This window comes from Prevotella sp. P4-119 (assembly GCF_002251345.1).
Lineage (GTDB): Bacteria > Bacteroidota > Bacteroidia > Bacteroidales > Bacteroidaceae > Prevotella.
In genome coordinates, this window is the sequence record NZ_NPJB01000015.1 from 1 (window position 1) to 12515 (window position 12515).

The window sequence follows — 12515 nt, forward strand, 5'->3', positions numbered from 1 at the left end:
CAAATAATTAACAAACGATTGCACAGTGTTAAGGCGCACAACTAATAAGTGTATTTTTACCACTATATAATTACACAATTTACATTTTAAGTGGTTTTCAACAGCTGCAAAAACATATCTTATAAATAATACTATTTTTCACACACGATATTTGGTCAGTTGGAAGATTATGCGTACTTTTGCGCTCAAAACCCAAACTATCATAAAATGAAGAAATATCTATTGATGACGTTGGCATCTGCACTGATTCTGTCAGCATGCGGACCCAAGAAGGCAAGCGACCCCTTAGCAGACTCAGGTCGTACACAGCGCACGGAGAATCTGCTGACCAATCTGATGGCGTATGGTGACAGTGGCGTCTATATGTTCGGACACCATGACGATACCGTCTATGGTATCGGATGGAAAGGGGACTCTGCCCGATCCGATATACATAGCGTATGCAACGATTATCCGGGGCTGTTGAGTTTCGACCTTGGACATATTGAACTGGGCGACTCGGTCAATCTCGACGGTGTTCCCTTTGATCGCATGCGCCAAGAAATCTTCACCCATTTCAACCGTGGTGGCGTAATTACATTATCGTGGCATCTGAACAATCCGCTCTCTGGTGGTACTGCATGGGTTGCCGACTCACTGAAGAACGTCGAAACCAAGACTGTGGCTTCGGTATTGGAAGGTGGACAGAAGCATGAGATGTTCTTAGGATGGATTGATAAAGTGGCAGACTTCCTCAACTCACTGGAAACACCATACGGCGTGAAAGTACCGGTTATCTTCCGCCCATGGCATGAGCATACCGGTTCATGGTTCTGGTGGGGACAGGAACATTGCACCGCTGCACAGTATAAAGCGTTGTGGAAAATGACCACCGACCGACTGAAAGACAAAGGAGTGGTAAATGCACTCTATGCTTATTCACCTGGCACAGAAATGGATGGCAATGAATCCAAATATCTGGAACGCTATCCTGGCGACGACATCATAGATGTCATGGGACTGGACTGTTACTGCTCCTCACCTGAGGCTGACACCGTAAAGATTGCCGGTTATGCTGCACAGTTGGATAAGAACCTTGCCACAGTATGTGCCGTTGCCAAGAAACACCACAAGGCTGCTGCTCTTACTGAAACCGGCTACGAGGGAATAAAGACTGCAGACTGGTGGACCAAAACATTACAACCGGTGCTCGACAAGCACCCCATCTGCTACGTACTGGTATGGCGCAATGCTTACGACAACCCACAGCATTACTTTGCTCCGTTCCCCGGTCAGATTTCCACTACCGATTTCGTGACGTTCGTCAACAACAAACATGTGCTGATGCGTAGCGATGTGAACAATATCTACTTTGTGAAAAAGAAAGAATAAGACAACATTTATGCCGAGCATACCTAAAACAAATACACTGAATTTGCTATAAATTCAGTGTATTTGCTTGTATGATCAGCACAATGGCTGAGTATAGTCAGTGTGTCTGCTCAGTAAGCGCGGTGGCTATACTGTTTCTGCTTGGTAGCCACATCTGCGAAGCCACCTGCTTGGCAGTTTGTCCGCTAAAACGCCCTTTTTTCTTGCTCTTAGCCTGCACGTCGGCCGTAGTACTCCATGCAAGTGCAAGTACTACGAGGATAAAGAGAATTCGTTTACTCATGTCATTTTTCGATTATTACAAATGCTATCAATACGGCCACTTTGCAGCAGCGACACCTTCGGTGACACCTGTCATCATATTGGTATTTAATACTTTGATGTTTGAACGATCGATAATACTCATGCCATTGCCACTATTTGTATCCCATGCATAAGGAATACAACCGTTGTTGATTGCATAACTTGTCACAGCAGCATACCAAGCCTTGATAGATGCATCATGGATAGGATCTTGTCCGATGGCGAAACGCTGGTCGGCTCCAAACTCTCCGATGATTACTGGAATGCCGTTGTCAACAAACGCAGTCTTCAGCTTCGCCATCTGGTTTTTGACATAGTTCTCAGTATAATTGCTGTTGGCATCGCGATTGGCATCCGAACCGGTATTGCCTTTACCCCAATAGTACCACATTTTTCCCCAACTCTCATCTTTGTTCATCATTGTGAACTGATAGGGATCATAGAAGTGAACTTCCATCATCAAACGACCGGTATGTTTGTCGTTCAACTTAGAATAATAGTTGTTCTTTACTGTCTTGTCGATATTGGTTTCTGGACCTTGAACCACCAATACGCGATATTCGTTATTACCGCCTGTGGCACGTACAGCATCGATAAAGGCCTGCTCATATTCAGCCAAACGGCTTGCCAACTTATCGTCAGCAATATTCTTGCCGTTGTCCTGATAGGCTCCGCCAACACCTGGCTCGTTGAGACCAGCAAAGATAACATGGTCGTCATAGTCTTTGAAAGCCTCTGCAATCTGTGTCCAGATCTTGGTAAGCTGTTGTTTCTTGAGTGCTACGGCAGCATTCGCTGTGAATCCGTCGTGCTCCAGCCAACCGCCATCCCAGTGCTGGTTGAGTACTACGTAGAGATCAGCATCAACACAATAGTTAACAATTTCCTTAACGCGTGCCATCCATTGTGGATCGATGGTGCAGTTGTTGGTATCGGTAATATGTCCCATCACCCATGCACAGGGGATGCGAACACTCTTGAAACCTTGCACCTTAATGAAATTGATGAGTTCCTTGGTAGTTTTAGTTTTCTGCCATGCTGTCTCTGTAGAAACTCCAACGCTCTTCCATGAATTAGTATTGCTGCCAGCCTCCATGGTATTGCCGAGATTCCATCCGGGATACATCAACTTTGCCACTTGCTTGGCATCATATTTGATATTGCCAGAAGGATCGGGATTAGAATCAGGCTTAGTCTCACCCTTCTCCTGTGTAACACTTACGGTTTTGCTCTCTGCACCGGCTTTTACGGTAATTGTAGCAGTACGCTGTTCGGTAGTGGTATTGGCTTCAACAGTTACATTGATAGGAGTGACCTTCAGCGTAGGAGTTTTCTCACCAATAGTCACCACACACCATGCAGCATCACTTGAAGCTGTAACATTCTGACCGGCACGTGCACTAATAGACTTCTGACCGCCATCTTTAGTAAACGACAGTGAGGTTGGGGTTACGGTTAATCCCTCTACGGCAGGGCCATCATCCGGATCATCATCGCCACAAGCAACAAAGGCCACCGAACCCAACAGGCACATTCCGACCTTCATCAGATAATTTGTAAGTTTTTTCATAGTTTTATATCCCAATCGTTAGGTATTTTTAGTGTTGCACTAATTACTTATTTTCCGCGAGACAACCAAGCATCACCTTGTCTTTTTTTAAGGCTATTGGGGCATGATTATCAAGGTTTAGAGGTGGAGAAGTCCCATCCTTAAGGTTTGTTTTTTACCTTAGCCATACGATCCACTTGTTCCTTGACCACTTGCAAGGTAGTGGTATCGCCGGCAAAGACTGAGTTGAGGCCTTGTGCCTCTTGTGCAGGATCGTTGGTGTAGGGATCGCCCACCACCCATTGTTCGTGTAGCGGTTTGGCAAATCCTCCCCATCCCCAGAAGTTGCATCCTGCAAATTTTCCGCCGCTCTCGGCATTATCTGCCACAAGCGAGAACACATATTTATAATAGCCATCGCGTCCCTTAGTTGGGGTGCCGAGGTCATATTTCATACCATCGCGGGGATAGCCAAACTCTTCCATAACAAGCGGTTTGCCCAACTTATCGCAGATGGCGAGATGCTTGTCTATATACTCTTTGGTATTCTGACATGCTCGGTCGAGGTTTTCGATGAGTGAGTCGGGCTTTGCCCATCCCCAGTTATAAGGCCATAGGTGCACGTTGCAATAGTCTATATTCTTATCAGCACAAATGCGCTCATAGCAGTCATAGTCGTTTTCGCATCCCCATGAGCCTTCGCTACCTATACTGATCAGGTGGTTTTTATCTATAGAACGGATCAGTGCAGAAGCCTCAGCAAGCCACTTCTCAAAGGCAGGCAGTTGTTCTTTAGCAAAGGCGCGAGGCTCATTGCCTATCTGCCACGACATGATAGCAGGATCTTCTGTATATTTTTTACCTGTATAACGGTTGGTGCGTCCGAGGATAAAGCGCACGTAATCGTAGAAGAGTTCGTGGGCTTTGGTATTGCTGGCATACTGTGCCACAAAATTCATATAAGCTGGATATCCTTCTTCGTTAGGACGTGGAGCTTTTCCTGCACCGGCATGTTGCAGATAGAAGCTATATCCCCCACTCCATTCCCATGAATTGTTCAGATAGAGCACAGCTACCATATCGCGCTTACCCATCTCCATCAACAGATAGTCGAGGCCTGCAAGAATTGTATCGTTATAAACGCCAGGTGCTTCCTGCAGTGTTGGTTCCACCTTGGTCGTCACACCACGCTCACCATCGCTACCTACGAGGATGCGAAGATTGTCGATACCCATGCGTTTCATCTCGTCGAGTTCCTTGACGAGACGGTCGCGGTCACCTCCTTGTCCTTCGCTACCGAGGATAGCACCATACCAGAAGTTGGTTCCTACGTAATAGTATGGTTTACCATTACGCATGAAGTGTCCGTTTTCAACGCTAATATACTGTGATTCTTGCGCTTGCTGTTTGCAGGCACATAATGCAATAGCCATTACAAAAAGGGATAATAGTTTTCTCATTACGAAGTTATTGGTTTCAGCGAATGCAAAGATAGGAATTATTTTTGAAACCCACAAATATATTTTGTGATATTTATCATATTTTTAACATCTCACACAACAAATCACCATTATTTCTTTGCGTGCTATAACATTTTGTTATCTAGCGTTATAAATGCACCTTAAAATCGTCTATGATATAGATTGGTATTCAACAAAGGTGGGGAATAGAGCCCGTCATGGCCCCAGCCCCACCTCTTTTATTTCAGAGAAACGCTATGCGTATGATTATTTGGCTGCGTTGACTATAGCGTCAGCCACTTCTTCCATGCTCCATTTGAAGCTTGATTCCTTACGATCGTTTCCATCCACAATGCCCATCCAGTAGAAGGCTGCTGCATTATACTGTTTGCAAAGGGTAGTCATGTCCGAAGCTTGCTTGCCGGCTTCGAGTTTTTCCTCATGGGTAGAGTTCTTGTTGATGGTGACTTCTCCCTTACCGTTTGAACCATATTCACCTATTACTACAGGATAACCTTGGTCCATGATATACTTCTTGAGTAGTGCAAACATGTTGGTGATTTCTCTCGTACACTCGGCAGTCCAGTGTTTATTATAGGTATTCACCCAATCATAAGGAGCATAGGTATGTACCTCAACGGCGAGGTGGCTCTGATTACCGCAGGGATCGGTGGGTATTACGAGTTTCTGCAGATTCTTCTCAGTGGGTGATGCAGCATAAGTAGTCACAATGAGGTTGCGATATTTATTTTTGCCACCAGTAGAGCGTACCGCATCTACAAAGTCTTGCGCATACTTGTTGATATAGTCGAGGTTGGCCTCATTGTTTGGTGTGTTCCATTGGGCAGAGCCATCACTTCCTGTCAACAACTCGTTGTATCCTTCAAAAACGAGTTTTTCACTATAGTTTTTGAAATGGTCGGCAATCTGTTGCCAGAGATACTTAAACTTAGCATTAGACGCTGCATAGGTAGTGCCATCGGCTTTCAACCATGCGGTTTTGTCTGCTCCAGTATCGTGGTGCACGTTGAGAATACAATACATATCGTTATCCAACACATAGTTGACCACTTCTGCCACACGGTTCATCCATGCCTCATCCACATTGCCTGCACTATCCATGTGATCTTTCCAAGTCACAGGAACGCGGATTGCGGTAAAGCCTTTTTCCTTCATCTTCTTCATCAGGAAAGCCTCGGTCTTGGGTTGTCCCCAACAGGTTTCTTGATTCAAACCTGTTGAACCTGTAGCCCATGCATCGAGTGTATTGCCAAGATTCCATCCGGCTATCATATTCTTCACAGCAACCGAAGCCGACTCATATTCGTCGTTGCCAAGGTCAGGCTTTTTAAACATGGTAAAGCTGAAAGATACTGGCTCAGATGGTTTCGCACCATTATTAGATACTACATAACCTTGAGGAATGGTCACACCAATGGTTGCACCTTCTTCCTGACAGTTCAAATCGAATTCGAGTGTTGCCACAGAGAATTTCAAATTTGCAGGAGTGGATGTAGTTCCGGTAATCTTGATGTCATCGACTCCTGTTACGCGCTTTGACGGTGTGCTATAAACAACCTTCACATGAACATTACCCAGAGCGACATCTTTCGTTCCATCTGCGGGAGTTACTGAGATTGCTTTAGGAGCTGTTCCCGTAGGTGTAGGGGCTTCGGAATCGTCACCGCCACAAGCTACGACAGAGAGTATGATTCCAAAAAATGCCAAGAGGCACAATACTTTTTTCATAATAATATGTTTTTTGTTTGTGAATAATCGGGTGTAAGTCTTTCGCTATTTCATTTAGCGCCTGCAAATATACTCATTTTTGCGTCAACTGCCAAGCTTTTCCTATTTAAAATATATTAAGGCGAAAGAACTCTGATGCTAATAATAGTATCGGCACAGCAGAGCATCTACCTATACGCATATAGTTTTCAATGTAATGTATTTTTTCACAGAGTAACAATTATTTCTTCTCGCGCACACGTGCACGCGACATTTTATTTTTGCTACCATCGACCACAACATGTTTCTTAAGCACTGTGACTCATCTACTTATATAATTCTTGATAAAAATTTATGACCACCAATCGACCACCAATCTGCCCATTTTTGGAAGATTCGACCATTATGTGCCTTCAAGATGGTAGAAAAACGAAATGTTGAGCATTTCTCTTTTCGGTAGTAATCTGTAAACTGATTTCACACAAAATGAATACGCTTATAGCTGACTGACTATTTTGCCAGATTGTTTTCCTACATTGCAATACCTTTGTCAAACGTTAGTTCATACCTTTGCCAAACGTTAGATCATACCTTTGCCAAACGTTGAAAAACACTTGTGTCAAACGTTGAATAACACTTGTGTCAACGTTGGATAACACTTTTACCAAACGTTGGATAACACTTTTACCAAACGTTGGATAACACTTTTACCAAACGTTGGATAACACTTTTATCAAACGTTGGATAATATTTTTATCAGACATTAGAAAAGAGCTGAAAATACTATGCAGGCTGGGACTATCGCCCATCTACACATAAACCAATGCACATAAGCGGATGATTATATCTTTAGACAACGATGTTCGATGGGTGTTCGACAATTCGGCATTTCAGCCTTCAAACACAGACATAACCAACTGTTTGATTGGATGTTACGCAAACAAGATGTTCGATGTTCGATAAAAATCTAAAAACTGAAAATTATGTATGCGGCAACGGCAGACATCAGAAGTTTTCTGCCTGATGATAAGCAATCAATCCCTCCAACGGACTTTTCAAAACTGTGCCAACACAGTAACCTTCAGCCTCAGCAGCCACTTCCAACTCGCTACGATAGTAGAAAGCCATACTTCCAACAAATCCGACAGGCAAATCTTGTCGTTGATACGCTGTCAGATTACGACGAAAGAACTGCCTGAAATTATCAATCACCATGCTGCGTACACCATCTCTATCAAGGTTTCGATGAATAAATGGTGACAATGATGCCAACCATCGATTGGCTAAAGGTTGGCGATAGACACGATCGATAACATCAGCCATCGTCAACTGATACTCAGAAAGAAACGCTTCGCGCAAGGCGGATTGAGCAGACTCCTTAAATATAAGGTTGAGAAACTGCCGACCGAGCACTGCCCCACTACCCTCATCACCAAGAATATAGCCCAACGGCGGAGTGTTCATCACAATATTTTGTCCATCGTACAAACCAGAATTGGCTCCTGTACCAAGGATACAGGCAATACCTTCTGCACGACCACATACCGCACGTGCTGCCCCCAGCAAATCGCCTTCTGCCTGCACATCGGCATGTAAAAATGCCGACATAAGCAGTTGACGCATCATCGGTTGCAATTCGGGACGCAAACCGCTACCATAGAAAGCCACTTGCCCAACCGTAGCCTCTGCCGGAAGCGACGGAAGAAGCTCCTCACGCAACACGCGATCTATGACTTCAGCAGACTGATGAAAAGGATTGATACCTTGCGTCTGACATTGGCAGACAAGGGTTTCGCCAGCCAGCAGTGCCCAGTCGGTTTTGGTACTGCCACTGTCGGCAATGAGTTGGCAATGTGAATATGAGGTGGTCATCGGCATAGTTCTTATATTTCCTTGCAAAGGTACAAAACTTTTGTGATAATCATACGAAACAAAGAAATAATGAAGTTAAAAAGGAAAAATAAACCACTATCCGGAAGGATCTCATAGGATGTTTACGAATTTTTGTAGGCAGAATAGCGTTAAACTTCTTCATTCGCTTTATCGTCTCAACTTTTCTTTGTAACTTTGCGCCAATAATTACCCAATACAGAACCATCCAATTGAATATGAAAAGAATACTGACGGTGCTCATCGCACTGACCATCACGCTCGCCAGCCATGCTGTGCTGAAAGAGAAAGACCTTCCACAGACCCTACATATCCTGCGATCAGAGCTCACTGACTTTCATCGTGAGCTGACAGAACGGTTGGAGTTGAGCAAAACGCAAAACAAGAAAGTGCGCGACCAACTATTTGCAACCATGGAGCGGTCAAACCAAAATGCACTGATGCTCTACTCGCAAAAACAGGATTATGTATTTGACTTGACCTATGCTTGCCATGAAGCCACCGAACAGTATCATGAGTTTAGGCAGCAACAGTTGCCTTTTAACACGTGGATAAACAAGCTTAATAGCAACATAGCACGCTACGATTCACTCATCGTGTCACTTCGATCTATGCCTGTAATGATGCTCGACGACCATGCAAAAACCGACCGAAGCGTGTGTCTCACCCTCGCCACCAACATTCGCAACAATTTGGAAGAAAGTCGTGGAACAATGAAAGAATACATCACCTTCTACGACATGACGGAGAAGCGGCTCGCCTATCTCAACGACTATGCACAGAAACGATACAACGACATACAAACCAGCATCTTCCGCAATGGTGGAGACAGCTATATTTCCATTCTTGCCAATTGGCCGCAACAATGGACTACCACCATGCAGACGGTCACAAAGAAATACCAACCCAATGCCAAATCGCAATGGGATAGCCGATGGATTGTGGGACTGCTTGTTTCTATCCTCATCTATGCCATCATCGCTACACTACTCAACTACATTGTCATCCACTACGTAGTGCCGAAGCGATTCCGCACCAAGGAGTTTCTAAAAAAACAAGCCTGTATCACCATGGCCACCACCACGGTGACTTTCGGCCTCATTCTCGCCATCATGCTAACTGTATCACAGCAGCATTTCTTCATCATGGCATGCGGACTGTTGGTCAATTTTGCATGGTTGATGGGTGCCATCCTTATCTCACTCTTGCTACGTGTCAATGGCAGTCAGATTAAGAGCGCCTTCCGCATCTATACACCACTTTTAGCTGTAAGTTTCCTGGTCATCGTATTCCGTATCATTCTGATACCTAACGAGCTCGTCAATCTGATATTCCCACCCATCCTCGTGCTCTGCGCCCTGTGGCAATGGAGCGTGATCAGACGCCACAACAAGAACATTCCAAAATCGGACATGTTCTACGCCTATATCACACAAGCGGTATTTATCACATCTGTGGTATGCTCATGGATAGGCTACACCCTATTTGCCGTGCAATTACTCATCTGGTGGACGATGCAGCTCACATGTATCCTCACCATCACCTGTGCGTTGCAATACCTTAAAATTTATGGTATCAAGCACCACTACGAAGAGATGCCCATCTCCAAAACATGGGCTTACAACCTACTCTATCAGGTCTTACTGCCTGTGCTGGGGGTAATATCGGTCATGATCAGTTTCTATTGGGCTGCAGATGTATTCAACCTGACAGACCTATGCTGGAAGATATTCTATGCCAAGTTTGTTGACCTCAGCAATCTGAAACTCAGCATAGTATCGCTGGCATTTGTCATCAGTCTGTGGTTCCTATTCTCGTACATTTGTACTACTGTACTGCAGTTTCTACGCATGCATTACCGCAGTTCTGACCCATCGACAGCAGCAAGCCGAGAAGTAATGGGAAAGAATGTAACACAGGTTTTGGTATGGGGCGCATGGTTCCTCATCACGATGAGCGTACTCGGTGTGTCGCTCGAATGGCTGATGGTAGTGACAGGCGGACTGTCAACGGGTATCGGATTTGCATCGAAAGACATCATCGAAAATATCTACTACGGTATTTCTCTCATGACAGGACGCATCAAAGTAGGCGATTGGATTGAAGTGGATGGAACCATGGGAAAAGTGACTACCATCAACTATACATCGACCATTGTAGAGTCAGTATATGGTGAGGTGATTACCTTCCAAAACTCACAGTTGTTCTCAAAAAACTATAAAAATCTGACTCGCAACCATGGGTATATACTGACAACTATACACTATGGGGTGGCATACGGAAGTAACTTGCAACAAGTGATGGAACTGGTTGACACGGCTGTCAACAATATGCACCACCAATGGACTGACCCTACCAAGACAGCCAAATCGGTTGTGGGCGAACTGGCTGACTCAAGTATCAACCTCAAAATATTCGTATGGTCGGAAGCTACCAAGCGTTCACATGTGACAAGCGATGTGCTCAAAACCATCTACGACACGCTCAATGCCAACGGCATCGAGATTCCATTTCCACAACAAGATATACATCTGCACAACAACTAATACTCATACAGGATACAGTTCGCCCGGCAGTTCCGATGGAATTGCCGGGCGAATGATTATTGTAACGTATTAACTGTCGCTATACTTTAAAAATTGTAGTAGAGACCGAAAGTCAGATTGTTGCCGTCAAGAGCTACACCATAAGTGTTAGTAGCTTTGGCACCATCGTAATCATCCTTTGAATTCTGATAACCCAACCAACCGAAATGGGTAACAAAGCTCAGTTTATCGTTCAGATTAACTGCTACTCCGGGACGTACACCAAGACCGAAAGTATTGTTCTTCACGCTACCATTATCAGAGTGGATGTAGTCGAGACCAGCATCAACAAAAACGTCAACACACTTAAATTTCAGAGCGGTATAGCGCAAATAAGGGCTGATACGAAACTGCTTGTCCTTCTGAGAAACAGTAACTGTAGATCCTGCTACTGTCTTTTCAACAGACACTTCATCCTGAGCATAGCCAAGAACGATACCTACGGCAATGTTATCCTCAAGTTTGAAACCAAGTTCCGGCAGAATTTGGAAGTTGTTCTTGGTTGTTCCATCGTGTGAACTACCAATAAATCCAACACTACCACCCACATAAACCTGGGCACTTGCCACTGTAGCCACTACAAGAGCTACGAGAGTCATGAAACACTTTTTCATTATTTTGTTGTTTTGAAGTTTAACAATTGAAGGATGGAAAAACCAACCTCCGAGAATAAAATCTGTTGCAAATATAGGGATTCTCACTATAAAAATAGCATATTTTGCTTTTTTTCGAGTGTGGCAATCATTTTGTTGACACAAAATAAGATTATCCGCGTTTTTTTGCTTAACTTTGCCACGTAATATAAATATAAAATAATTTGCTTAACTTTGCGTCTTAAAACATACAGGACAACATGAAAGCAACATTCATTGCAGGGCCTTGCGTTATCGAGTCAGCCGAACTACTCGATACTGTGGCTAAAAAACTGGTGGACATCAACAACCGATTGGGCACCGACATTATTTTCAAAGCTTCGTTCGACAAAGCGAACCGCACATCGATCCACTCTTTCCGTGGACCGGGTATTGACCGTGGACTGCAGATGCTGGCAGATGTAAAAACCAAATATGGCCTACGCCTACTTACCGATATACACGAAGCATGGCAAGCCAAACCGACAGGCGAAGTGGTAGATATAATACAGATACCGGCATTCCTCTGTAGGCAAACAGACCTTCTCGTAGCAGCTGCACAGACCGGGCGTATCGTCAATATCAAAAAAGCGCAGTTCCTAAGCGGACAGGACATGCGCTATCCCGTAGAGAAAGCACGCGAGGCCGGGGCTACAGACGTATGGCTCACAGAGCGTGGCAACATGATGGGATACAATAATCTGGTAGTGGATTTCAGAAACATACCCGACATGCTGGAGATCGTTCCCAACGTCATCATGGACTGCACACATAGCGTACAACGCCCAGGCGGTGCAAACGGAAAAACCGGCGGTGACAGACGTTTCGTACCACAGATGGCTATGGCGGCAAAAGCCTTCGGAGCCACAGGATGGTTCTTTGAAGTACATCCAGACCCAGACAACGGACTGAGCGATGCCGCCAATATGCTGGAACTAGACCGTCTGGAAGAACTGATAACAAAACTTCTGAAAAACGACTAACAACAACCAAACGA

9 protein-coding genes are annotated in these 12515 nt (G+C 44.6%); 3 read left to right on the plus strand and 6 right to left on the minus strand.

Features of this window, described 5'->3' with window-relative positions:
* Window positions 1-207: 207 nt before the first annotated feature.
* A complete protein-coding gene (locus tag CIK89_RS01220; RefSeq protein ID WP_254046349.1) occupies window positions 208-1371 on the plus strand; it encodes a glycoside hydrolase family 26 protein in 1164 nt (387 codons plus the stop codon).
* 97 nt (window positions 1372-1468) lie between these two features.
* Here CIK89_RS01220 and CIK89_RS01225 read toward each other — a convergent pair whose 3' ends face one another.
* The 5 genes from CIK89_RS01225 to CIK89_RS01245 form a co-directional block, all read right to left on the minus strand.
* On the minus strand, window positions 1469-1654 hold the full coding sequence (locus CIK89_RS01225) for a hypothetical protein (protein WP_094389615.1): 186 nt from the start codon (window positions 1652-1654) through the stop codon (window positions 1469-1471).
* A gap of 27 nt (window positions 1655-1681) precedes the next feature.
* Complete coding sequence (locus CIK89_RS01230) at window positions 1682-3244, minus strand: cellulase family glycosylhydrolase (RefSeq protein WP_254046581.1); 1563 nt, start codon at window positions 3242-3244, stop codon at window positions 1682-1684.
* A 140-nt stretch (window positions 3245-3384) separates the two neighbouring features.
* The gene (locus CIK89_RS01235) at window positions 3385-4656 is read right to left on the minus strand and encodes a cellulase family glycosylhydrolase (protein ID WP_254046584.1); all 1272 of its coding nucleotides are present in this window, start codon (window positions 4654-4656) and stop codon (window positions 3385-3387) included.
* 294 nt (window positions 4657-4950) lie between these two features.
* On the minus strand, window positions 4951-6432 hold the full coding sequence (locus CIK89_RS01240) for a cellulase family glycosylhydrolase (protein ID WP_094389618.1): 1482 nt from the start codon (window positions 6430-6432) through the stop codon (window positions 4951-4953).
* A gap of 984 nt (window positions 6433-7416) precedes the next feature.
* Window positions 7417-8289, minus strand: coding sequence for an ATPase (locus CIK89_RS01245; protein ID WP_254046582.1), 873 nt, complete (start codon window positions 8287-8289; stop codon window positions 7417-7419).
* A gap of 230 nt (window positions 8290-8519) precedes the next feature.
* Between CIK89_RS01245 and CIK89_RS01250 the strand changes: the two genes are divergently transcribed.
* On the plus strand, window positions 8520-10847 hold the full coding sequence (locus CIK89_RS01250) for a mechanosensitive ion channel family protein (protein ID WP_094389620.1): 2328 nt from the start codon (window positions 8520-8522) through the stop codon (window positions 10845-10847).
* A gap of 86 nt (window positions 10848-10933) precedes the next feature.
* On the opposite strand, the gene CIK89_RS01255 is transcribed toward CIK89_RS01250, so the two are convergent.
* Complete coding sequence (locus CIK89_RS01255) at window positions 10934-11500, minus strand: outer membrane beta-barrel protein (protein WP_094389621.1); 567 nt, start codon at window positions 11498-11500, stop codon at window positions 10934-10936.
* A 239-nt stretch (window positions 11501-11739) separates the two neighbouring features.
* Between CIK89_RS01255 and kdsA the strand changes: the two genes are divergently transcribed.
* Window positions 11740-12501: a 3-deoxy-8-phosphooctulonate synthase gene (gene kdsA, locus CIK89_RS01260; RefSeq protein ID WP_094389622.1), complete on the plus strand. Its 762-nt coding sequence runs from the start codon at window positions 11740-11742 to the stop codon at window positions 12499-12501.
* Window positions 12502-12515 lie beyond the last annotated feature (14 nt).

Excerpts from the sequence above, each read along its gene's own strand:
- CIK89_RS01230 (WP_254046581.1), bottom strand. The coding sequence starts at position 3,244 with ATGAAAAAACTTACAAATTATCTGATGAAGGTCGGAATGTGCCTGTTG.
- CIK89_RS01225 (WP_094389615.1), bottom strand. The coding sequence starts at position 1,654 with ATGAGTAAACGAATTCTCTTTATCCTCGTAGTACTTGCACTTGCATGG.
- CIK89_RS01245 (WP_254046582.1), bottom strand. The coding sequence starts at position 8,289 with ATGCCGATGACCACCTCATATTCACATTGCCAACTCATTGCCGACAGT.
- CIK89_RS01220 (WP_254046349.1), top strand. The coding sequence starts at position 208 with ATGAAGAAATATCTATTGATGACGTTGGCATCTGCACTGATTCTGTCA.
- kdsA (WP_094389622.1), top strand. The coding sequence starts at position 11,740 with ATGAAAGCAACATTCATTGCAGGGCCTTGCGTTATCGAGTCAGCCGAA.
- CIK89_RS01255 (WP_094389621.1), bottom strand. The coding sequence starts at position 11,500 with ATGAAAAAGTGTTTCATGACTCTCGTAGCTCTTGTAGTGGCTACAGTG.
- CIK89_RS01240 (WP_094389618.1), bottom strand. The coding sequence starts at position 6,432 with ATGAAAAAAGTATTGTGCCTCTTGGCATTTTTTGGAATCATACTCTCT.
- CIK89_RS01250 (WP_094389620.1), top strand. The coding sequence starts at position 8,520 with ATGAAAAGAATACTGACGGTGCTCATCGCACTGACCATCACGCTCGCC.
- CIK89_RS01235 (WP_254046584.1), bottom strand. The coding sequence starts at position 4,656 with ATGGCTATTGCATTATGTGCCTGCAAACAGCAAGCGCAAGAATCACAG.